Annotated in this window: 21 protein-coding genes; 9 read left to right on the plus strand and 12 right to left on the minus strand. The window is 48.1% G+C overall.

Annotated features, from left to right (window positions below; all coding sequences use genetic code 11):
• Window positions 1-22 precede the first annotated feature (22 nt).
• From lpdA to G3255_RS11310, 5 genes are all read right to left on the minus strand, one after another.
• The gene (lpdA, locus tag G3255_RS11290; protein WP_211654543.1) at window positions 23-1432 is read right to left on the minus strand and encodes a dihydrolipoyl dehydrogenase; all 1410 of its coding nucleotides are present in this window, start codon (window positions 1430-1432) and stop codon (window positions 23-25) included.
• Window positions 1433-1437: 5 nt separating this feature from the next.
• Window positions 1438-2829, minus strand: a complete 1392-nt coding sequence (locus G3255_RS11295) for a dihydrolipoamide acetyltransferase family protein (RefSeq protein ID WP_211654544.1) — start codon at window positions 2827-2829, stop codon at window positions 1438-1440.
• A gap of 171 nt (window positions 2830-3000) precedes the next feature.
• Window positions 3001-3978 (minus strand): alpha-ketoacid dehydrogenase subunit beta, encoded by a 978-nt coding sequence (locus tag G3255_RS11300; RefSeq protein ID WP_211654545.1) that lies wholly within the window; start codon window positions 3976-3978, stop codon window positions 3001-3003.
• Window positions 3979-3981: 3 nt separating this feature from the next.
• Window positions 3982-5094: a pyruvate dehydrogenase (acetyl-transferring) E1 component subunit alpha gene (gene pdhA, locus G3255_RS11305; RefSeq protein ID WP_101190620.1), complete on the minus strand. Its 1113-nt coding sequence runs from the start codon at window positions 5092-5094 to the stop codon at window positions 3982-3984.
• A gap of 255 nt (window positions 5095-5349) precedes the next feature.
• Window positions 5350-5994 (minus strand): YkyA family protein, encoded by a 645-nt coding sequence (locus tag G3255_RS11310; RefSeq protein WP_349291433.1) that lies wholly within the window; start codon window positions 5992-5994, stop codon window positions 5350-5352.
• 146 nt (window positions 5995-6140) lie between these two features.
• Between G3255_RS11310 and def the strand changes: the two genes are divergently transcribed.
• A complete protein-coding gene (gene def / locus G3255_RS11315; protein WP_211654547.1) occupies window positions 6141-6713 on the plus strand; it encodes a peptide deformylase in 573 nt (190 codons plus the stop codon).
• Window positions 6714-6785: 72 nt separating this feature from the next.
• On the opposite strand, the gene G3255_RS11320 is transcribed toward def, so the two are convergent.
• Window positions 6786-7559: a Cof-type HAD-IIB family hydrolase gene (locus G3255_RS11320; protein WP_211654548.1), complete on the minus strand. Its 774-nt coding sequence runs from the start codon at window positions 7557-7559 to the stop codon at window positions 6786-6788.
• A gap of 279 nt (window positions 7560-7838) precedes the next feature.
• On the opposite strand from G3255_RS11320, the gene G3255_RS11325 reads away from it, so the two are divergent.
• Both G3255_RS11325 and rnjA read left to right on the plus strand, forming a co-directional pair.
• On the plus strand, window positions 7839-8054 hold the full coding sequence (locus G3255_RS11325) for a DNA-dependent RNA polymerase subunit epsilon (protein ID WP_211654549.1): 216 nt from the start codon (window positions 7839-7841) through the stop codon (window positions 8052-8054).
• Window positions 8054-9721, plus strand: coding sequence for a ribonuclease J1 (gene rnjA / locus G3255_RS11330; RefSeq protein ID WP_121297811.1), 1668 nt, complete (start codon window positions 8054-8056; stop codon window positions 9719-9721). Before G3255_RS11325 ends, rnjA begins: the two co-directional genes overlap by 1 nt.
• 38 nt (window positions 9722-9759) lie before the next feature.
• On the opposite strand, the gene G3255_RS11335 is transcribed toward rnjA, so the two are convergent.
• On the minus strand, window positions 9760-10419 hold the full coding sequence (locus tag G3255_RS11335; protein ID WP_211654550.1) for a potassium channel family protein: 660 nt from the start codon (window positions 10417-10419) through the stop codon (window positions 9760-9762).
• Between the two features lie 69 nt (window positions 10420-10488).
• Complete coding sequence (locus tag G3255_RS11340) at window positions 10489-10785, minus strand: hypothetical protein (RefSeq protein WP_211654551.1); 297 nt, start codon at window positions 10783-10785, stop codon at window positions 10489-10491.
• A 370-nt stretch (window positions 10786-11155) separates the two neighbouring features.
• Between G3255_RS11340 and G3255_RS11345 the strand changes: the two genes are divergently transcribed.
• The 6 genes from G3255_RS11345 (at window position 11156) to G3255_RS11370 (ending at window position 16795) form a co-directional block, all read left to right on the plus strand.
• Window positions 11156-11695, plus strand: a complete 540-nt coding sequence (locus G3255_RS11345) for a helix-turn-helix domain-containing protein (RefSeq protein ID WP_211654552.1) — start codon at window positions 11156-11158, stop codon at window positions 11693-11695.
• Window positions 11696-11710: 15 nt separating this feature from the next.
• Complete coding sequence (locus G3255_RS11350) at window positions 11711-12814, plus strand: ABC transporter ATP-binding protein (protein ID WP_211654553.1); 1104 nt, start codon at window positions 11711-11713, stop codon at window positions 12812-12814.
• A complete protein-coding gene (locus G3255_RS11355) occupies window positions 12807-13631 on the plus strand; it encodes an ABC transporter permease (protein ID WP_211654554.1) in 825 nt (274 codons plus the stop codon). Before G3255_RS11350 ends, G3255_RS11355 begins: the two co-directional genes overlap by 8 nt.
• Entirely contained in the window at window positions 13615-14421 is an 807-nt protein-coding gene (locus tag G3255_RS11360) for an ABC transporter permease (protein WP_211654555.1), read from the plus strand. Before G3255_RS11355 ends, G3255_RS11360 begins: the two co-directional genes overlap by 17 nt.
• On the plus strand, window positions 14418-15494 hold the full coding sequence (locus tag G3255_RS11365; protein WP_211654556.1) for an ABC transporter substrate-binding protein: 1077 nt from the start codon (window positions 14418-14420) through the stop codon (window positions 15492-15494). Before G3255_RS11360 ends, G3255_RS11365 begins: the two co-directional genes overlap by 4 nt.
• 107 nt (window positions 15495-15601) lie before the next feature.
• Window positions 15602-16795, plus strand: a complete 1194-nt coding sequence (locus G3255_RS11370) for an MFS transporter (protein WP_211654557.1) — start codon at window positions 15602-15604, stop codon at window positions 16793-16795.
• Between the two features lie 330 nt (window positions 16796-17125).
• Here the strand turns inward: G3255_RS11370 and G3255_RS11375 are convergent, their stop codons facing one another.
• The 4 genes from G3255_RS11375 to G3255_RS11390 all read right to left on the minus strand — a co-directional run bounded on the left by G3255_RS11375 (window position 17126) and on the right by G3255_RS11390 (window position 21373).
• A complete protein-coding gene (locus G3255_RS11375) occupies window positions 17126-18241 on the minus strand; it encodes an N-acetyldiaminopimelate deacetylase (protein WP_211654558.1) in 1116 nt (371 codons plus the stop codon).
• An 11-nt stretch (window positions 18242-18252) separates the two neighbouring features.
• Window positions 18253-18966, minus strand: coding sequence for a 2,3,4,5-tetrahydropyridine-2,6-dicarboxylate N-acetyltransferase (dapD, locus tag G3255_RS11380; protein ID WP_211654559.1), 714 nt, complete (start codon window positions 18964-18966; stop codon window positions 18253-18255).
• A gap of 66 nt (window positions 18967-19032) precedes the next feature.
• A complete protein-coding gene (gene ccpC / locus G3255_RS11385; protein ID WP_211654560.1) occupies window positions 19033-19908 on the minus strand; it encodes a transcriptional regulator CcpC in 876 nt (291 codons plus the stop codon).
• Entirely contained in the window at window positions 19898-21373 is a 1476-nt protein-coding gene (locus G3255_RS11390) for an MDR family MFS transporter (protein WP_211654561.1), read from the minus strand. The genes ccpC and G3255_RS11390 overlap by 11 nt, the downstream gene beginning before the upstream one ends.
• Between the last annotated feature and the right edge of the window lie 5 nt (window positions 21374-21378).

A 21378-nucleotide genomic window follows, 5' to 3' on the forward strand; every position in this document is an offset into this window, starting at 1 on the left:
TTGCGGTCCTTCTATTACTTGTTTATTTAATGATGTGAATCGGCGTGCCTAGAGCCACTTCCGCCGCTTCCATTGTTGTTTCAGCCAAAGTTGGGTGAGCGTGGATTGTCATTGCAATATCTTCCACTGTCATGCCAGCTTCAATCGCCAAACCGATTTCTGCGACCATATCAGATGCGCCTGCTCCGACGATTTGCCCACCTAATAGCAAGCCATCTTCTTTACGAGAAACAAGTTTCACGAAGCCCTCTGCAGCATTCAATGACAAAGCACGGCCGTTTGCGCCGAACGGGAATTTCGCAGCAGTCACTTCAAAACCTTCTTCTTTAGCTTGTTCTTCAGTTAAACCGACGCTAGCAAGTTCTGGGTCTGTAAAGCAGACCGCTGGAATCGCCAAGTAATCGAGTTCTGATTTTTCACCAGCAATCGCTTCTGCAGCGATTTTACCTTCGTATGACGCTTTATGTGCCAATTGAAGGCCAGCCACAACATCACCGATTGCATAAATGCTTGGGATGCTTGTGCGGCATTGCTTGTCGACTTCAATTAAGCCGCGCTCGCCCATTTTGATGTTAAGCTCTTCAAGGCCCATTTCATCCGTGTTCGGACGGCGCCCGACAGTAACCAATACATAGTCAGCGTCGATTGTTTTCTCTTCGCCGCCAGCCTCGTAGGAAACGGAAACGCCAGAGTCTTTTTCTTCCACGCCTTTAGCAGACGCTTTTGTGATGACTTCTACGCCTTTTTTCTTCAAGCCTTTTTTGACGATGGACGTCATTTGCTTTTCGAATCCGGCAAGAATGTCCGGTGCACCTTCAAGAATTGTCACTTCAGAACCCATATTTGCATATGCAGTTCCGAGCTCAGTCCCGATATAGCCGCCGCCAATGACGATCAGTTTTTTCGGTACTTCTTTCAAAGCCAAAGCGCCAGTCGAATCGATGACGCGCTCTGAATACTTGAATGTCGGGATTTCAACCGGGCGTGAACCCGTTGCAATAATAGCATTTTTAAACTTATACGTTTGTGCAGAATCTGCGTCCATGATGCGAACGGTGTTTTCGTCTACGAAATACGCTTCACCGCGGACAATTTCCACTTTATTGCCTTTTAGCAAGGATTCGACGCCGCCAGTTAATTTCTTAACGACGCTGTCTTTGAACGCTTGTGCTTTCTCGAAGTTCAAGGAAACTTCTTTTGCCACGATTCCCATCTCATCAGAATGCTGGGCTTCTTCAAAACGGTGGCCGACAGAGATCATCGCTTTTGACGGGATACAGCCGACATTCAAACAAACGCCGCCGATGTATTCTTTTTCAACGATGGTCACTTTTTGGCCAGTTTGTGCTGCACGGATAGCTGCGACATAGCCGCCAGGGCCTGAGCCGATGACGAGCGTGTCTGTTTCGATTGGAAAATCTCCTACTACCATAAGTTTTACGCCTCCATTAATAGTAATTCTGGTTCACTTAACAAACGCTTGATGTGATTTAATGCGTGTTGTGCCGTTGCTCCGTCGATCATGCGGTGATCGAAGCTCAATGATAATGCTAACACAGGAGCTGCTACAATTTCACCATTTTTCACTACCGGTTTTTCAGCAATGCGCCCGATGCCCAAAATGGCAACTTCCGGGTGGTTGATGACTGGCGTGAACCATTGGCCGCCTGCAGATCCGATATTCGTAATCGAGCATGAAGCGCCTTTCATTTCAGCAGAGGACAATTTGCCTTCGCGCGCTTTGGTGGCGAGCTGGTTGATTTCATCAGAAATGGCGAAGACGGATTTGCGGTCTGCATTTTTGATGACCGGAACGAGTAAGCCTTTGTCCGTATCTGCTGCGATCCCGATATTGAAGTAATGCTTGTGGATCACTTCGCCGGTTTCGTCATCGAACGATGTGTTAAGCGCCGGGAATTCACGCAACGTGCTGACCAAAGCTTTGACGACATATGGCAAATACGTCAACTTGATTTCTTTTTCTGCAGCGATGTCTTTGAACTTTTTGCGGTGTGCAACGAGTTCGGTTACATCGACTTCGTCCATCAATGCGACGTGCGGAGCAGTGTGTTTCGAATGGACCATCGCTTTGGCGATCGCTTTGCGCATGCCGGACATTTTTTCGCGCGTTTCCGGGAATTCGCCTTCTGGAGCGGCTGCTGCAGGGGCTTCTGTTGTTTCTTGTGTTTCTTTTGAAGCTGTCTCCTGCTCTGCTGCTGGGGCTTCTTGTTGTTGCCCGCCATCCATAAATGCCTCGATATCTTGTTTCAGGATACGGCCGTTGTCTCCAGATCCTTTGACTTTCTTGATATCGACTTCTTTTTCACGCGCAAATTTACGCACAGATGGCATCGCGATGACGCGTTTATTCGGGTCACTGTCAGCTTCATCAGCTTGCGGCTGGTCGCCTGCGCCGGTTTCGCCTTCTGGCTTGCTTTCCGGAGCCGGCTCTTTTTCGACATTTTCACCAGATTCAGCTGTGCCTGCCTGGACCTGCTCTTCTGTTTCTTCCTGCGTTTCCTCTTGTTTTGCTTCAGGGGCAGGTTTTTCCTCGTCGTCTTTTCCGCCCTTGAAGTGGACGTCATCTGCATCCGGAGAATCGATTTTCACGAGTACATCTCCGACGACTGCGACTGTTCCTTCTTCAACAAGCACTTCTTCGATGGTTCCTGAAACAGGAGACGGGATTTCTACGACCGCTTTATCATTCTGTACTTCACACAGAATATCGTCTTCTTCGATCGTGTCTCCGGCCTTGATAAACCATTTTACTATTTCACCTTCGTGGATACCTTCACCGATATCCGGCAATCGAAATTCAAAAGCCATTCTAGTCACCCTTTCTAATTGTACATTCAATACGGCGCGCCATAAGGAATGCTGCTATTTAGCAATGATTCAGCACCGGCTTTCAGGATACGAAAGCCAGTTCAACTGAATTCAGGCTGTTTTCTAATTTTGCCTGGGAAAGAGCGGCGTTTTAAAGCCGCTATCCGGCAATTAGAAGTTCAGTACTTTTTTCGCTGTTTCTACTATATCCTTTGCATTCGGCAGCCAAACTTGCTCAGCTTGCGAGAATGGGAAGACAGAGTCCGGCGCTGTTACACGGAGCACAGGAGCTTCAAGGCTCAAGATTGCGCGGTCGTTGATCTCAGCTACGACATTCGCTGCAATTCCAGCTTGTTTTTGCGCTTCCTGCACAACGATTGCACGGTTCGTCTTTTCAACGGATGCGATAATCGCTTCGATATCAAGCGGCTGAACTGTGCGCAAATCGATAACTTCCACTGAATGGCCATCTTTTTCCAATTCTTCGGCAGCTTTCACGCTTTCTTGGACCATCGCACCGTAAGTGATGATGGAAAGGTCTGTACCTTCACGTTTCACATCGGCTTTACCGAGTGGGATCGTGTACTCTTCTTCCGGCACTTCTTGGCGGAATGAACGATACAATTTCATATGCTCAAGGAAAATGACCGGATCGTTGTCGCGGATCGCTGAAATCAACAAGCCTTTTGCATCGTATGGTGTTGATGGAATGACTACTTTCAAGCCAGGTTGTGAAGCCATGAGCCCTTCCAATGAATCAGCGTGCATTTCCGGCGTGTGTACGCCGCCGCCGAATGGTGAACGGATCGTTACCGGCGATGTCAACGTGCCGCCGCTGCGGTAGCGCATACGCGCCATTTGGCCGCTGATAGAGTCCATTACTTCGAAAACGAAGCCAAAGAACTGGATTTCCGGTACCGGGCGATAACCTTGCAATCCAAGACCGATCGCTAGACCGCCGATTCCTGACTCAGCAAGTGGCGTATCGAATACACGGTCTTCACCGAATTCTTTTTGCAAACCTTCAGTTGCGCGGAATACACCGCCGTTATTACCTACGTCTTCACCGAAAACCAGAACATTTTCATCGTTTTTCATTTCTGTTTTCAGAGCGTCCGTAATAGCTTGGATCATCGTCATTTGTGCCATGGCTTACTTCGACTCCTTTGCTTTATAGATATCGAGCTGTTCCTGTACATTAAATGGAACTTCCTCGTACATGATTCCGAGAAGGTCAGAAACTTTTTGTTTCGGCGTGCCATCTGCTTCTTTAATCGCCGCTTTAATTTCTTCTTTTGCTTTCTCGATTACTTCGTTTTCTTTTTCTTCATTCCATAGTTTTTTGGCTTCCAGGTATTTACGGAAGCGTACGAGCGGATCTTTTTTCTCCCACTCGCTGTCGATGTCTGAAGTACGGTAGCGTGTCGGGTCATCGCCTGCCATTGTATGCGGCCCGTAACGGTAGCACATTGTTTCGATCAATGTCGGCCCTTCGCCTTTCACAGCGCGTTCGCGTGCATCACGCGTCACAGCGTAAACTGCAAGTGGGTCCATGCCATCTACAAGCACTCCTGGAATCCCTGCTGATACTGCTTTTTGTGCAATCGTTTTTGCTGAGGTCTGCAATTCACGCGGTGTCGAAATCGCGAATTGGTTGTTTTGTACGATAAAGATCGCTGGTGCGCGGAATGCTCCGGCAAAGTTGATGCCTTCGTAGAAATCGCCCTGTGAAGATCCGCCATCGCCTGTATAGGTTACAGCGACCGCTTCTTTTTTACGCTTTTGCATACCGAGTGCAACACCGGCTGCCTGGATGAATTGGGCACCGATGATGATTTGCGGAGGCAAGATGTTCAAGCCTTCAGCCATCTGGTTTCCTTTAAAGTGTCCACGCGAGAACAAGAACGCTTGGTGCAACGGCCAGCCGTGCCAGATCAATTGCGGTACGTCGCGGTAGCCCGGCAAGATGAAATCATCTTTCTCCAACGCAAAATGGGAAGCCAATTGAGACGCTTCCTGCCCTGCAGTCGGTGCATAGAATCCTAGACGCCCTTGGCGGTTCAATGAAATCGAACGCTGGTCCAAAATACGCGTATAAACCATACGTCTCATCAATTCTTCCAATTGCTCATCGGACAAATTCGGATCGTAATCCTTATTAACAATTTCGCCTTCTTCGTTCAATACTTGAACCATTTCGAACTTTTCTTCGATCGCATTGAGTGTTTCCACCGGATCGAATTGCTGATTCTTTTTCGCAGCCATAAAAGCAACTCTCCTTTATCTGTATTAAAATTTTAACACTAGCTTAGTGATACAATCGCCACATTCTTTTTCAGTATACGCCACCACAATATTACGGTCAATCATAGAAGAACAATACATTATACGTGTATACCCGTTTTGGTAGATCTTAAAAATACCTGTAACTGTACTACAAAGAAAACGCCATCTGTATTATAATACACAATCATTCTGCTGCACTTTTATAGCACAGAAAAAAGCAGCCACAGCGGCTGCTCAATCGTTTTCTGCATTCATTTTTTCAATGGTTTCGTTTTTCAGCTCATTGAACTGTTCCGTTTGTTCGTTGAAAGCTGTTACGGCTTCTTGAACCAGCTCATTCTGTTCATTCACTTCATTGGTCTTGTCCTGTAGAGTAGCAAGATCCATATCTTCTTCAGCTACCATCGCATATAATTGTTTCTGCTGTTCGATAAGTGCCTGATAGGCGTCCGTGAATTCACCGTGTTTTGCAAAGCGTTCATTCATTTGCTCTTTCAGCGCTTGAAGATCCGCCTTAACGGCTTCTTCTTCCGTTTCTTCAATCAATTCGTCGATTCCATCGAATTCGTCGGCAGCGCTTTGCATCGATTCGCGTTCCGTCTCCAATAATTCAAGCCGCTCATCGGCGGAAGCAATCGCTTCCTGAGACTTCTCTTCCACTTCTGCCTGCTGTTCTTTGGTCAAAGCCATGATTGACTCGAAGATTTCTTGTTCGTTCTGTTCACGGCTCTGCAATTCGCTTTGCACATCACGGTACTCGGCTTCCTCTTCGAAAGTCGTCTCCAGAATTTCGTTCAGTTGTTCTTCTGTCGATGCCCCTGAACATGCCGAAAGAAAGAGTGTGCCGGTCAAAACCGTGGCGATGGCTATTTTCTTCACAATAAAGTCCCCCTTGATTTCCATGAATTAACTATAGAATGAATTTAGGTAAAATACAATAACGGAAAGAGCTTTTTCTTTTTTCAAAAATGCCATCATACGCTACAATAGGGATACTAGCGAGCACCATGAAAGGATGAACATAAGTGATTTTGATGAATGATATTGTCCGTGAAGGGCACCCCGCTCTTCGCAAGAAAGCTGAAGAGGTCAAGCTCCCGCTTTCAAAAGAAGACCAAAAACTCGGTGAAGAGCTTTTGGAATATGTAAAGAACAGCCAGGACGACGAGCTGGCAGAAAAATACGATTTACGCCCGGGCGTCGGAATCGCCGCCCCCCAGATTAACATCTCTAAACGGATTTTCGCTTTGCATTTTGACGAACATTCCGGCGAGAACTTAAGCTTGGTGGCAGTGAACCCGAAAATTGTCAGCCATTCTGTCGAGAAAGCCTATTTGTCTGGCGGCGAAGGCTGCCTATCCGTCGACCGTTCGGTTCCGGGATATGTGCCGCGTTATGCCCGCATCACCGTCAAAGGCTATACGCTTTCCGGCGAAGAGTTCAAGATTCGTTTAAAAGGACTTCCAGCCATTGCCTTCCAACATGAACTCGATCATCTTAACGGCATCATGTTCTACGACCACATCAACCCGAATGATCCTTTTCAGGAAGTCGAAAATGCTTCGCCCATCGATCTTCAAACCGAAACCGTGGAATGACAAAACCCCGCTCACCCAATTTTGGGGAGCGGGGTTTTGTATTTGAGTTTAAACTCCTGCACTAGCTAAAAATTAACGGCTCAAGCCGAGAAATTCGAACGCGCTGGCGAGCCCGCCTTCATTTACGTGCCCGGTGATATGGTTTGCGCGTTTCTTCGTCTCTTCGTGGCCGTTTGCCATCGCAACGCTGTAGCCGGCGATTTCCATCATTTGAAGATCGTTCAATCCGTCGCCGAACGCAATCGTATCTTCCAGGCGATGGCCTGTCGCGCGAATTAATTGCTTGATGCCTTCCGCTTTACTGCCGCCTTTCGGAAGAATGTCACATGATACGCGGTGCCAGCGGACAAAATCCACGTTGTGGAATTCATCATGGTATTGGCTTTCTTCATGCTCTTCACAGAATACCAGCGCCTGATACACATCGTTCGTGCGATAAAAGTCTTTATCCATTTCCGGGTGCGGGAACTTCAAGCTCTTGATGCTTTCGTCGATGTCCGGATGAAAATCAGTGGAAGAGACCATCTTATGCTCGTTCAAGAAAACCAACGGATGGTCGCGCTGCTCTGCAAATGCCAGCACTTTTTCCAAAGTCTCGGAATCGATGGCTTGTTTATGCACCGCTTCGTTTTCAAACGCGATGTACTGGCCATTGAACGTAATATACGTATCAATCGATAACTCCTCAAGCAACGAACCGATCATAAACGGCGCACGGCCCGTCGCGATGGCAAGCTGATGCCCGTTCGCGCGAGCTGCGACCAATGCTTGTTTAGTAGCTTCCGGCAATTGCTTGTTCGTATCGAGCAAGGTGCCATCGATATCCAATAATAATAATTTCGACATATCCCTATCTCCAATCTTTTGGGGCATTTCTCAATAAGCCCTCTTTGCTTTTGTCAGAAAAAACAGTATACTATACATAAGGAGTGATGAGCCATGCTGAAACGGTTGAAACGCAGACTACTCAGACAGCTCAACGGCATTATGAACAAAAAGAAGATAGCATAAGGTTTGTTTCGGCCCTTCTCAATAAATAGGAGGGCTATTCTTTATTTTAGAACAATGACATGATAATATAAAGAAAGTGCATTTATATTGAACGTGGAAAAAGGAGAGCAAAATATGATTTTTAAAGTATATTACCAAGAAAACCGTTTTGAAGTACCAGTTCGCGAAAACACACAAAGTTTGTATGTAGAAGCTTCCACCGAGCGGGAAGTCCGTCACCACCTCAAGGACCGCAACTTCAATATCGAGCTCGTGCAGCTTCTAGAAGGCCAGCACCTCGAATATGAACAAGCCTCGCAAGATTATCAAGTGGAGTCTATCGACGCCTAATGAAATTCGTGAAAAATGATCAAACAGCTGTTTTCGCGCTCGGCGGACTGGGCGAAATCGGCAAAAACACATACGGTGTCCAATTCCAGGATGAAATCATCCTTATTGATGCCGGCATCAAATTCCCGGAAGACGATTTGCTCGGAATCGATTACGTCATCCCGGATTACACTTATCTAGTTAAAAATGCCGATAAAATTAAAGGCCTGTTTGTCACCCACGGCCACGAAGACCATATCGGCGGCATTCCATACCTGCTCAAGCAAGTGAACATGCCGGTTTACGGCGGTAAGCTAGCACTTGGCTTATTGCGTAAAAAACTGGAAGAACACGGCTTGCTGCGCCAGACGAAAATGATCGAAATCGAAGAGGAAGATGTCATTAAATTCCGCAAAACTTCGGTCAGTTTCTTCCGCACGACCCACAGTATCCCGGATTCTTTTGGCGTAGTCGTCAAAACACCACCCGGCAGCATCGTCCATACAGGTGACTTTAAATTCGACTTCACTCCAGTCGGCGAACCAGCCAATCTATTGAAGATGGCCCAAATCGGCAGTGAAGGCGTATTATGTCTATTGTCCGACTCGACCAATGCTGAGATCCCGAATTTCACCATGTCCGAACGCAAAGTCGGCGAAACCATCAAAGAAATCATGCGGAAAGTCGAAGGGCGTTTGATTTTCGCTACGTTCGCTTCCAATATTTACCGATTGCAACAAGTGACCGATGAAGCAGTGCGCCAAGGCCGCAAAATCGCCGTTTTCGGCCGCAGCATGGATAATGCCATGACGATTGGCCGTGAACTCGGCTATATCACGGCTCCAGAAGATGCGTTTATCGATACGCAAACCTTGAACCGCATGCCGGCTGATAAAGTCGTCATCCTGTGCACCGGTTCACAAGGCGAACCGATGGCTGCACTGTCACGCATCGCCAACGGTACACATCGCCAAATCCAGATCCAGCCGAACGATACGGTCGTCTTCTCGTCTTCCCCGATTCCGGGCAATACGAGCAGCGTCAACCGCACAATCAACCTATTGTTCCGTGCTGGGGCTGATGTCATCCATGGCTCATTGAATGATATTCATACATCAGGGCATGGTTCACAAGAAGAAAACAAATTAATGCTTCGCTTGATCAAGCCGAAATACTTCATGCCGATCCACGGTGAATACCGGATGCAGGCTCAACATGCAGAACTCGCAGTCGACTGCGACGTTCCGCGCGAGAATACCTTCATTATGGAAAACGGCGATGTTTTGGCTCTTGGCCAAGACGAAGCTTCGGTTGCCGGCCGCATCCCTTCCGGTGATGTTTACATCGACGGCAGCGGAATCGGCGACATCGGTAATATCGTCCTTCGCGACCGCCGTGTGCTGTCTGAAGAAGGACTGGTCATCGTCGTTGTCAGCGTCGACAAGAAGAAAAGCCGCATGGTGTCAGGTCCTGACCTCATTTCACGCGGGTTCGTCTATATGCGCGAATCCGGCACGATGATCTACGAGGCACAGCAGATGCTGAATCGCCACTTGAACAAAAAAATCCACAGCAAAAATACTGACTGGGCTGAACTGAAGACCGAAATTTCAGATGTCCTCGGGCCGTATCTTTACGAAAAAACGAAACGCCGCCCGATGATTCTCCCAGTGATTATGGAAGTATAAAAAAAGAAGCCCTCAGCGGCTTCTTTTTTTGGTCTTATTTAGTTCATTACTTTCTTTTCGAAACGGTTGATGTCGGCATCGGATCCGATGATGATCAGGATATCCTCCCGTTCGATTTCCATATCCGCCTGCGGGGACACGATGATATCGTCCCCTCTTTTGATTGCGACGATATTGATGCCGTATTTGGCGCGGATATCCAATTCGATCAAGGTATAGCCCGCCAGTTTATCGTTCGCTTTGATCTCCATAATCGAATGCTCATCGGACAGCTCCAGGTAATCGAGCACATTATTCGATAGGATATTATGGGCGATTCGGATGCCCATATCGCGCTCCGGATGTACGACTTTGTCCGCCCCGATTTTATGCAGTACTTTGGCATGGTAATCGTTTTGGGCTTTGACGGTTATTTTTTTAACGCCGATTTCTTTTAGCATGAGCGTCGTCAGAATGCTCGCTTGGATATTTTCGCCGATTGCGACGATGACCTGCTCAAAGTTGCGGACCCCGAGGGATTTTAATACCGATTCGTCAGTTGTATCGGCAACAACAGCTTGTGTAGCGATCGAAGCGAATTCATCTACCCGCTCATGGTCTTTATCGATAGCCATCACGTCAGCTCCTTGTTCGATCAGTTCCCGGACGATGCTTCCGCCGAAACGTCCTAAGCCTATTACCACGAATTCCTTTTTCATGTCCATCCCCCATCTTCTTGTTTGCTCTTCTTCATCATATCCTTCTTTCGCCCATAAAAAAACCCCCGCTTATTTGCGGGGATCTAGTGGCCGTTCAGGTCGATTCTCGCAATATTCACAGCTGATGTCGCTGCAGCGCTCTTCGCGCCACTCGTTGCAGCTTGCGCAATAGCTTGCGTCGAATTCATTGTCGAAAGTCAGTGGGTCCATGCACGTATGGCAAAATGTGTGGACGTCCATCCAATTGATGAACTTCTTATCAGCTAATAGATAAAGTCCTTTTTCTTCTTGTTTATAATTCATAATGGATGGTTTTTGCGCTACCCGGTTTTTCGGGTCGAGGAAAAAATTCATCTTTCCGTTCAAGTTGATCACTCCCGTAGTTGGTTGGGCTTTTATATCCCTGTCATCTGTCAATTTTGCACAACCGAAAACTTCTATATCAGTCTTTGTGGACTTTTTGGCTTTTGCACTTTCTCTATAATAGTAATTGCTTTAGCTGATTGCAATAGATTCGGATTCATTTCCCAAAGTTTTTTCCCCTTGAATTTCAACGCAGGTTTTGTATAATGAATAAATACTTTAACTAAACTAAAAGTATATTTTTACTAAACTATTAGTTCTTCATTTATTGATTCAAGCAATTCGCATCTATTTCATACGAATGACGGGGCGTGCACCATCTCTCGCCAACCCCTTCTATATTGTACCATTACTGAAGAATCGAGGAGACTGTATGCAAATCGGGAAAAAGATTAAGAATCTGCGGCTAAAAAACGGCTTGACGCAGGAAGAACTTGGCTCGAGGACAGATTTGAGCAAAGGGTTCATTTCACAGCTTGAACGCGACATGAACTCCCCATCCATCGAAACGCTATTTTCGCTTCTTGAAGTTCTCGGAACGACTCCAAAAGAATTTTTCACAGACGCCGAAGAAGCAAAACTCGTCTTCAAGGAAGAAGATCATACGGTCCATATCGACCGTGAAGCCGGTTATGAAATCGACTGGCTCGTCCCGACATCGAATAAAAAGGAAATGGAACCAGTTTACTTAACTTTGGAACCGTCCGGGAAATTCAAAACATTTGAACCTTCAGCATCCGAAACTTTTGTCTATGTCCTAGAAGGCGAAGTCCGCCTGGATATCGGCAGCCGCTCCTATACAGCAAAAGCCGGTGATTCCATTTACTATAGCGCGGAACATGAACATCAATTAGCGAACCATTCGACGGGCCGTGCAGAAATGATTATCGTCGCGACGAAATCTTATTTATAATCCAGGAGGTATATTATGACGGACCAAGCGATCATCCGCTTTGATAATGTTGTCCAAACTTTCGAAGGTGCGGGCAATGTATTAAACAATATCAGTTTTGAAATGGAAAAAGGGAAATTCTACACTTTGCTCGGCCCTTCCGGCTGCGGCAAAACGACGATCCTGCGATTGATCGCCGGCTTTAACCAGCCAACCAGCGGCGACATCTACATCAAAGGCAAGAAAGTCAATAAAATTCCGGCAAATGAGCGGCAAGTGAACACGGTATTTCAGGATTATGCGCTGTTCCCTCATTTAAATGTATTCGAAAATGTCGCATTCGGCTTGCGCATCAAGAAAATCAAGAAAGCGGAAGTCGAGCGCCGCGTCAAAGAAGCTTTGGCTTTCGTCAATTTGAGCGGCTATGAAAACCGCGAAATCCACGAAATGTCCGGCGGCCAGCGCCAACGCGTCGCCATCGCACGTGCCATCATCAACGACCCGGAAGTGATTCTGCTCGATGAACCGCTGTCCGCACTCGACTTGAAGCTGCGTACCGAAATGCAATATGAATTGCGGGAGCTGCAGCAACGCCTCGGCAAAACTTTCGTTTTCGTCACACACGACCAGGAAGAAGCACTTGCGATGTCCGATGAAATTTTCGTCATGAATGCCGGAGAAATCCAGCAAAGCGGCACACCGATGGATATTTACGATGAACCGATCAACCGCTTTGTCGCTGATTTCATCGGGGAGTCGAATATCGCTGAGGGCGTCATGGTCGCTGATTACCGTGTGCGCTTTGCCAATAAGGAGTTTGAATGTGTTGATAGAGGATTGAGCCCAAATGAACAAGTGGAAATCGTCATCCGCCCGGAAGATTTGGAAATTACCCAACCTGAAACCGGCAAAATGGCAGTGCATGTCGACAGCCAATTGTTCCGCGGCGTCCATTACGAAATCTCCACTTACGACGAAACGGGTAATGAGTGGCTGGTCCATTCGACAAAACGTGTGGAAGTCGGCGCGCAGATCGGCCTTGATTTCGATCCGGAGGCGATCCACGTCATGCGCTTGAACGAATCCGAAGAAGCCTTCGATGCAAGACTCGAGTCTTACGGAGCCGTTTCCAATGACTAATCGTTCATCACGACCATGGTATTTGGCGCCTTATTATATATGGATTTTGTTATTTGTCATTGCCCCAATTGCACTCGTTGTCTATTTTTCGTTTCTCGATCTAGCCGGTGATTTTTCGTTGGAAAACTACGCGAATTTCTTTTCATCGACATATTTTCGCATGACGCTCAGCTCGTTCTGGTACGCCTTCCTCATCACCTTCATTTCGGTGCTGATTGCCTACCCAACGGCTTACTGGCTGACGAAAACCAAGCATAAGCAATTATGGCTGCTGTTGATCATCATCCCGTCATGGATCAACCTGTTGCTGAAAGCCTATGCATTCATCGGTATTTTCGGGCTGTACGGGCCTGCTAACCAATTGATCCAGTTTTTCGGTGCAGGGCCGCTTCAGATCCTGTTCACCGACTTCAGCTTTGTGTTTGTCGCAGTGTATATTTTCATCCCGTTCATGGTACTGCCGATCTTCAACTCGCTCGATAAAATCAATCCGGCTTTGATTGATGCATCGCGCGATCTCGGCGCTTCCCAGTGGACGACATTCCGACGCGTCATTTTTCCGCTGGCGATCAATGGCGTTAAATCCGGCGTACAAGCCGTCTTTATCCCAGCCTTATCCTTGTTCGTCATTACACGGCTTATTGCCGGCAACAAAGTGATTACGCTCGGTACTGCCATCGAACAGCAATTCCTGGTTACGCAAAACTGGGGAATGGGTTCGACGATTGCTGTCTTCTTGATCTTGTTCATGATCATCATCATGCTGCTCACAGGCCCGAAAGAGAAAGGAGGGGCATTGAATGGCAAAGCTAAGTAAACCCGCCAAAATCTATTTGGCATTGGTCTTTTTTATTCTCTATGCCCCGATTTTCTATTTGATTTTCTATTCATTCAATAGCGGCGGCACCATGTCCGGCTTTGAAGATTTCACGTGGGAGCATTACGCAGCGGTCTTCAATGACACGCGCCTGCTTATCATCGTCTTGAACACGGTCATCGTCGCTTTGCTGTCCGCACTCATCTCGACAGCGATCGGTGTGCTCGGCGCGATCGGCATCATTTTTCTGCGCAACCGGAAGATGCGCAACGCCGTATTGTCCTTGAATACCGTGTTGATCGTCAGCCCAGATGTCATCATCGGTGCCTCGTTTCTGATTCTCTTCACGATGGTCGGCGTCAAGCTCGGCTTCGCGTCCGTCCTTGTGTCGCATATCGCCTTCAGCATCCCGATCGTCGTCATCATGGTATTGCCGAAACTGCAGGAAATGAGCTCAAGCTTAATTGATGCGGCGACGGATCTCGGGGCATCGCAGCGTGATATTTTGACGCGAGTCATCATCCCTTACATCAAACCGGGGATATTCGCCGGCTTTTTCCTGGCGCTGACGTATTCACTCGATGATTTTGCCGTCACGTTCTTTGTCACCGGCAATGGCTTTGCGACATTGTCCGTTGAGATCTACTCGATGGCACGAGCAGGCATCACGCTAACCATCAATGCCTTGTCCGCTTTGATTTTCGTCGTGACGCTCGGCCTTGTCCTCGGATACTATTTCTTTAATCAGCGCTCCGGGGCGAACGCTGGAACAGGAGGAACTCGACCATGAAAGGCATCATGAGAGCAAGTGCAGCCATTATAATCATTTCCGCAGTCCTTTTCTATGCCGTCCATCTACTGGAGAGCAGCTCTGCCACCAGCGGCAGCGGCTCGATCTCGGTTTATAACTGGGGCGAATACATCGACCCTGAACTGATCAGCCAATTTGAAGAAGAAACCGGCATCCAGGTTATCTACGAAACCTTTGATTCGAATGAATCAATGATGACAAAAATTGAGCAGGGCGGAACGTCTTATGACGTCGCCGTCCCGTCGGAATACGCTATCGACAAGATGAAAGAAAACGATTTGCTGTTGCCGATCGACCACAGCAAGATCCCCAATCTTGAAAACATTGATCCATACTTTTTGGATTTGCCATTCGATCCGGGAAATGAATATTCGATTCCCTATTTCTGGGGCACCGTGGGCATCGCCTATAATCCAACTCTTCTCGAAGGGCAGACTTTCGAAAGCTGGGATGACTTGTGGAACCCAACGCTCGAACAGGAAGTCATTTTGGTCGACAGCGCACGCGAAGTCATTGGTATGGGCTTGAACAGCCTAGGGTATTCGCTGAATTCAACCGATCTTGAGGAGTTACGCGAAGCGACTGATAAATTGAAAACACTTGGGCCCAATGTCAAAGCGATCATCGGTGATGAAATCGTCGAAATGATGCGCCGCGAGGAAGCGGCGGTTGCCGTTACCTGGTCCGGGCAAGCGGCAGATATGATGTTTGTCAATGAAGACATCGATTATGTAGTCCCGGAAGAAGGCTCCAATCTTTGGTTCGATAACATGATCATCCCATCGACAGCCGACAATATTGACGGCGCCCATCAATTCATCAACTTCATGCTCGGTGCGGAAGTGGCTGCGCAAAATGCGGATTATGTCGGCTATTCTTCCCCCAATGCAGCGGCACTTGAACTGATGGACCCTGAAGTGACAGGAGATAAGCGATTTTATCCGACAGAAGAAATGCGCGACCGCCTCGAAGTCTACGAAAACCTTGGAGTCGAGATGCTCGGCATCTACAACGAACTGTTTTTGGAATTCAAGATGGATATGGAAAAATGACAGGCAGAACTTCTGCCTGTTTTTTTCTGTTTAAATGAGGTATAGTAAATAAGTTCATAACACCGAAATTTAGCCACACGAAATAAAAACGAGGGAAGGTTAGCCTCATGGCCGTCAAATCAACAAAATTCGCCTTATATATTCTCATGTTCAATATGTTTATCGCCATGAGCGGAATCGGCCTCATCATCCCGATCATGCCAGCTTATCTGGAAACATTCGGCGTTGCAGGCCAAGCGCTCGGCACATTAATCGCCACTTTCGCTTTTGCGCAATTTCTATTTTCGCCAATTTCCGGGGAACTCTCCGATAAATATGGGCGCAAGAACTTGATCATTTTCGGGCTGATCGTATTCGGCTTGTCGCAGCTGCTCTTCGGCATGGCAACCGAATTATGGGTCCTCTACCTTGCCCGCTTCTTCAGCGGCGTCGGCGGAGCATTCCTGATCCCGCCAATGATGGCATTTGTGGCCGATATCACGACCTACGAAGAACGAGGCAAAGGAATGGGGCTGCTTGGCGCTTCGATGTCTCTTGGTTTCATGATCGGGCCCGGCATTGGCGGCTTCCTTTCTGAAGTCAGCCTGCAATTCCCGTTCTATGTCGCAACCTCTGTCGCTTTACTGTCCGCTCTGCTATCCTTCTTTGCCTTGCCAAATGTCAAACCGGCGGTGCAGGCTGTGGACTATAAACGGGAGAATCTATACCAGCAGATGAAGCGCTCTGTCTACACACCGTATTTTGTCATGCTGCTGGTCATGTTCATCTTTGCATTCGGGTTGTCGAATTTCCAATCCACAATCGCCTTGTATGTTGATAAACAATTCCAATTCACGCCGAAGGAAATTTCGGTCGTCATTACTGTCGGTGGCTTTGTCGGCGTCATCGTCCAAACTTTCGTCATCGACAGCTTGTTCAAGCGTTTCGGCGAGATGCGCGTCATCCTCGTCAATTTAATTGTTTCAGCCGCAGCGATGATCGGTATTCTCTTCGTCAACACCTTCTGGACGATCCTGTTCGTGGCAGCTGTCTTTTTCACAGCCGCCTCTCTCCTGCGCCCAGCGATCAATACGCTCATTTCAAAACTCGCTGGCGACTCGCAAGGGTATGCGGCCGGGATGAACAACGCCTATATGAGCCTTGGTAATATGATTGGGCCAGCGCTTGCCGGGATCCTGTTCGATATCGACATGAGCTTCCCGTATATTACAGGGACTTTCATCTTGCTCTTCTGTTTCTTCATCGCCTTTAACTGGTCGACGAGAAAAAAAGAGTTGTTGCAGGAAAGCCGCAACACCTGATTCACCGATTAATCTAGATGCAAAAAAGCGAGACGCCATAGCGGCGTCTCGCTTTTTATGGGTGTAGAAGAAGTCTATTAATCCATAACGAACTAGAATGGAGTCATTTTTTCTACATTCAATAATCAATGATCTTTCTAAGTATTTGGAGAAGCGTTCGCTCGACTCCTGTGGTTGAGCGAGACGACCGAGACCCCGCAAGGCGCAAAGCGACTGAGGAGGCTTGGGCGCGAGCCCACGGAAAGCGAGCGATAAGCTTCGGAAAATACGATTTCTTACCTTTCTCGGCAGCCTGAAAAAGCGAGACGCCATAGCGGCGTCTCGCTTTTTTTATCGTTGCTTAAAATAATCGTAAATGAATCGTGGCATGAACGATAGGATTCTCTCGTCCGGCATCAGTTTTGAATGATGCAAGCCGTAATCGGAGCCGGCCCCTGCCCAAAACATCAAAGACGGCAGCCGTTCGGTGAAGTAACCGAAATCCTCACCTGTCATGGCCGCTTTGCTGCGGACAGCTTGTATGTCCGGAGCATCCTCTGCATAACGCAAAAATGACTCGGCAAGCTGTTCGTCATTGTCCACTTGGCGATAATTCGCCCCGTAATCGATGGACACTTGGCATTCATAGCCTTCCTCGATCGACCGGCACAGCGATTCGACGCGTTTTTTTACGCTTTCCATCGACTCGGGCGTTAGGGTACGGATTGTCCCTTCCAGGCGCGCCCGTTCGGCGATGATGTTCTGGACAGTGCCGGCAGACATCTTCCCGACCGTCAAAACGGCCGAATCCATCGGGTCGACATTGCGGCTGACGACTGTCTGCAATTGCATCAATAAAGCGGCTGCTGCCACCGCCATATCACGTGTCTGATGCGGATAAGCCGCATGGCCGCCTTTACCGTGCAGATCGATGAATAATTCCGATGTGTTAGCAAAAAAAAGCCCTGGCTTTGTCGCTACAGTGCCGGTTGGCAGTTCAGGTGCGATGTGCAAGGCAAAAAGTTCATCCGGCAAAAGATCCGGACGCTCTTTTTCAAGCCATGCTAAAAGCGGCTGTGCGCCGCCAGGCCCTTCTTCTGCAGGTTGGAACAAGATCACTACATCGTTCTCAAGCGGGTGTTCAACCACCTGTTCCAGCAAGCCGAGCGCCACCGTCATGTGGATATCGTGCCCACATGCATGCATGAACCCTTCGTGGCGTGAGGAAAATGGCAACGCGGTTTCTTCGCGAATTGGCAAACCGTCGATATCCGTGCGCCAACCGATTGTTTTCTCAGGCGAACTGCCCTTTACTTTGACGACGAGTCCTGTGCGCCATTCAACCAGCTCGATACGGCCCGGAGCCATTCGGGAAATGATCTCTTTTAAATAGCTTTGTGTTTTGAATTCCTGGAACCCGATTTCCGGAATTTCGTGCAATTCTCTCCTGATTTGAATAAGATCCATAGAATGGCCTCTTACAATTGGCGAAGTTCTTGCTTGATTTCTGTTTTCGAACGGGTCTTTTCATCCATCAGTTTCAACACGCGCGCTGGAGTACCGCCAACGACTGCGTTTTCAGGCACATCTTCGATCACGACAGCCCCTGCAGCGACGACAGAACCTTTGCCGATGCGGACGCCTTCCAATACTACTGCGTTTGCGCCGATCATGACGTCGTCTTCAACGATTACCGGTGTGGCAGATGCAGGCTCGATTACGCCTGCCAAGACAGCGCCAGCGCCGATATGGCAGTTTTTCCCGACTGTCGCGCGACCGCCCATAATTACGCCCATGTCGATCATTGTGCCATCGCCGATGACAGAACCGATATTGATGACAGCGCCCATCATGATGATGCAGTTGCTGCCAATCTCTACGTTTTCACGAATAAACGCACCTGGTTCAATCCGGGAATTGATGTTTTTCAAATCAAGCATCGGGATTGCTGAGTTTCTGCGATCGTTTTCCACTACGGAATCTTCGATGACTGAGGCGTGCTGGTCTAGTGCCTTCTCCACTTCAGCCCATTCGCCGAATACTGTTGCATGATTGCCTTCTCCGAATACTTTCGAGCCTTCGCCAAAATCAAGCGCAGCTACGCCTTCACCTTTGACATATACTTTTACAGGCGTCGATTTCTTCGCATTCTGTATGTACGAAATAATTTGATTTGCATCCATTTGTTCCATTGATTAAAACCTCTTTCTCTCGTGTAATGGTGTTATTATATCTGATTCAGTATAATAATACATCCTTTAGCTTAACAGAGTGGCATGTTTTTTGACAATATCGACAAATGCCTCGACCTGCCGAAGCTGGAAAGACGATTCATAGCCGATCAACCACGTATCCCGGGTCAACTCCAGTTCCTGTTCGCTATTCGTCAGCGGCACCGTATGGACATCCTCTGCACCTGTCAAGGTAATGGATGGCAAGATTGCATAGCCAATGCCGTTGACGGCCATCTGCTTACAGGTCTCAATCTGGTCCACCGTGATTTGGCGCTTCGGGTTGGAGGCGAAATGCTTTTGCCACCATTGCTGGATTTCCTCGTAATAGGTAGAATCGCTTTTGAATTGGATAAACGGCCGTTCGGTCTTCATGACTTCTTCTAGCGAACTGATTTCTTTATCGACCAAATACAAAGTGTCTTTGAATAAATGAATTTTCGGGCCTTTCCAGTCTGTCTGCCCCCGGACGATGCCAATATGGGCTTCGCCGTCGTACAAGGCACGGACGATTTCAGAACTCCAGCCGGTGATCAATTGCACTTTCGCTTCCGGATACAGGGTAATGAAATCTTTCAACACTTTTGGGAGCCAATTTTGGCCGATGATCGACGCACAGGCGATTTTCAAAGTGCCATGCACTTTTTCGCTTAAGGTATGCAGCTGTTCAAAAATCTCTTCCCGTCGCACCACGGCTTCTTTTGCGTATTGAATGACCAATTCACCAGCAGGAGTCGGCGTCAGCCCTTTTTGTGAACGAATGAATAATTGCTGGCCCCATTCCTTTTCAATCGATTGCAGCCGCTGCGACAGGGCAGGCTGTGACAAGAACAGCCGCTCTGCCGCTTTTCGCATATTGCCTTCTTCTGCGAGCACTTTAATAATCATTTCTTCATTTGACATCCGGTTTCACTCCTCTCAAACCACGCAAGCCGAAAATCAGCAAGAAACTGATCAGCGCGCAGATAAACGCTATGCTATAAACATTGCGCAGCCCAAAAGCCAAGGCTTCCTGCAGCACCAGCTTATCCGCTTCCGGAAGCTGCAGGCGGCTATCGATGCTTAAAATCGAGTTGACGGATTCCAGCGATAAATTGCTTGAATCGTCCAGCCGATTCAGTAGCGAGCTATTCAATATGCTGCCGAGAAGCGCCACGCCGATTGTGCTGCCAAGGTTGCGCATAAACATATTTGAAGCGGTTGCCGCTCCCCGCTTATCGTAGGACACTGCAGATTGGATGGAGACGATGAAGGCGGTGCTAGTCAATCCCATGCCGACACCGACAAAAAAACTCGACATTCCTGCCCATAATGGACCAAAGCCAGGTTGCATCGTTACAAACAAAGCGGTTCCGATGAGAAGGAAAGATCCCCCCATAAGCGAAGTGCGGAAATAGCCGATGCTGATCAAGAGCCTTCCTGATAGGACAGAAGCGATCGGCCATCCGATCGACATTGTCGTCAACGTGAAGCCAGCGATCGCCGCTGGCTGTTCCATGACGCCAGTCACATAAGCCGGCAAATAGCTGGAAATGCCGATCAATATAATTCCTGTCGCGAGCGAAACCAAATTCGCATAAAGAATCGCACGGTTTTGCCAAATTTCAAATGGCATCATTGGATCGTCTGACGCGCGCTCTGCTTTGATAAACCAAAACATGAATACAGCGCCGATAATGGCAAGTAAATAAGAAGGAGCCGAGAGCCAGCTAAAAGACACTCCTCCTTCGATAAGCAGGTACAATATGCTGCTAAGTGCAATCGTCAAGAACAAGGCCCCCCTGTAATCGACTTTCGCCCGCTCCATGCGCATCGGTTCTTTCAAATAAATCAAGATGCCGAGCAGCGACAAGATCCCCAGCGGCAAATTGACCCAGAATACGTATTGCCAGCCGATGGTCGCTACCAAAACACCGCCGATAGCAGGGCCGGCGATGGCCGAGATGCCCCATACGCTGGACAAGTACCCTTGGATCTTCGCCCGTTCTTCAGGAGAATAAATATCTCCCACAATCGTTGACGCAATCGGCATGATAGCCCCCGCTCCCGCTCCTTGAATAAAACGGAAAGCGATTAATTGCTCCATCGAATCGGCTAAACCGCAGAGGCCCGAGCCAATTAAAAACAATAACATGCCGAAAGCAAAAATTATTTTCCTGCCGACAAGATCGGCCAGCTTTCCATATAACAGCACAGTAACAGTGCTCATCAGTAAATAAGCAGAAAACACCCAACTGTATTTTGAAAACCCGCCGAGGTCTGCGGCAATGCTCGGCATCGCTGTCGAGACAATGGTTGCTTCGACCGCAGAAACGAACATAGCCAGCATGACCGCGATCAAGATGAGCGGGCGTTTCGTTTGCTCCATATCCA

This window comes from Planococcus sp. MSAK28401, from assembly GCF_018283455.1.
Classification (GTDB): domain Bacteria; phylum Bacillota; class Bacilli; order Bacillales_A; family Planococcaceae; genus Planococcus; species Planococcus alpniumensis.

Bases quoted from the DNA above. Each gene is read 5' to 3' on its own strand.
- lpdA (WP_211654543.1), bottom strand. From the start codon at position 1,432: ATGGTAGTAGGAGATTTTCCAATCGAAACAGACACGCTCGTCATCGGC.
- G3255_RS11295 (WP_211654544.1), bottom strand. From the start codon at position 2,829: ATGGCTTTTGAATTTCGATTGCCGGATATCGGTGAAGGTATCCACGAA.
- G3255_RS11300 (WP_211654545.1), bottom strand. From the start codon at position 3,978: ATGGCACAAATGACGATGATCCAAGCTATTACGGACGCTCTGAAAACA.
- pdhA (WP_101190620.1), bottom strand. From the start codon at position 5,094: ATGGCTGCGAAAAAGAATCAGCAATTCGATCCGGTGGAAACACTCAAT.
- G3255_RS11320 (WP_211654548.1), bottom strand. From the start codon at position 7,559: ATGTCGAAATTATTATTATTGGATATCGATGGCACCTTGCTCGATACG.
- G3255_RS11325 (WP_211654549.1), top strand. From the start codon at position 7,839: ATGATTTTTAAAGTATATTACCAAGAAAACCGTTTTGAAGTACCAGTT.
- rnjA (WP_121297811.1), top strand. From the start codon at position 8,054: ATGAAATTCGTGAAAAATGATCAAACAGCTGTTTTCGCGCTCGGCGGA.
- G3255_RS11335 (WP_211654550.1), bottom strand. From the start codon at position 10,419: ATGAAAAAGGAATTCGTGGTAATAGGCTTAGGACGTTTCGGCGGAAGC.
- G3255_RS11345 (WP_211654552.1), top strand. From the start codon at position 11,156: ATGCAAATCGGGAAAAAGATTAAGAATCTGCGGCTAAAAAACGGCTTG.
- G3255_RS11350 (WP_211654553.1), top strand. From the start codon at position 11,711: ATGACGGACCAAGCGATCATCCGCTTTGATAATGTTGTCCAAACTTTC.
- G3255_RS11355 (WP_211654554.1), top strand. From the start codon at position 12,807: ATGACTAATCGTTCATCACGACCATGGTATTTGGCGCCTTATTATATA.
- G3255_RS11360 (WP_211654555.1), top strand. From the start codon at position 13,615: ATGGCAAAGCTAAGTAAACCCGCCAAAATCTATTTGGCATTGGTCTTT.
- G3255_RS11365 (WP_211654556.1), top strand. From the start codon at position 14,418: ATGAAAGGCATCATGAGAGCAAGTGCAGCCATTATAATCATTTCCGCA.
- G3255_RS11370 (WP_211654557.1), top strand. From the start codon at position 15,602: ATGGCCGTCAAATCAACAAAATTCGCCTTATATATTCTCATGTTCAAT.
- G3255_RS11375 (WP_211654558.1), bottom strand. From the start codon at position 18,241: ATGGATCTTATTCAAATCAGGAGAGAATTGCACGAAATTCCGGAAATC.
- dapD (WP_211654559.1), bottom strand. From the start codon at position 18,966: ATGGAACAAATGGATGCAAATCAAATTATTTCGTACATACAGAATGCG.
- ccpC (WP_211654560.1), bottom strand. From the start codon at position 19,908: ATGTCAAATGAAGAAATGATTATTAAAGTGCTCGCAGAAGAAGGCAAT.
- G3255_RS11390 (WP_211654561.1), bottom strand. From the start codon at position 21,373: ATGGAGCAAACGAAACGCCCGCTCATCTTGATCGCGGTCATGCTGGCT.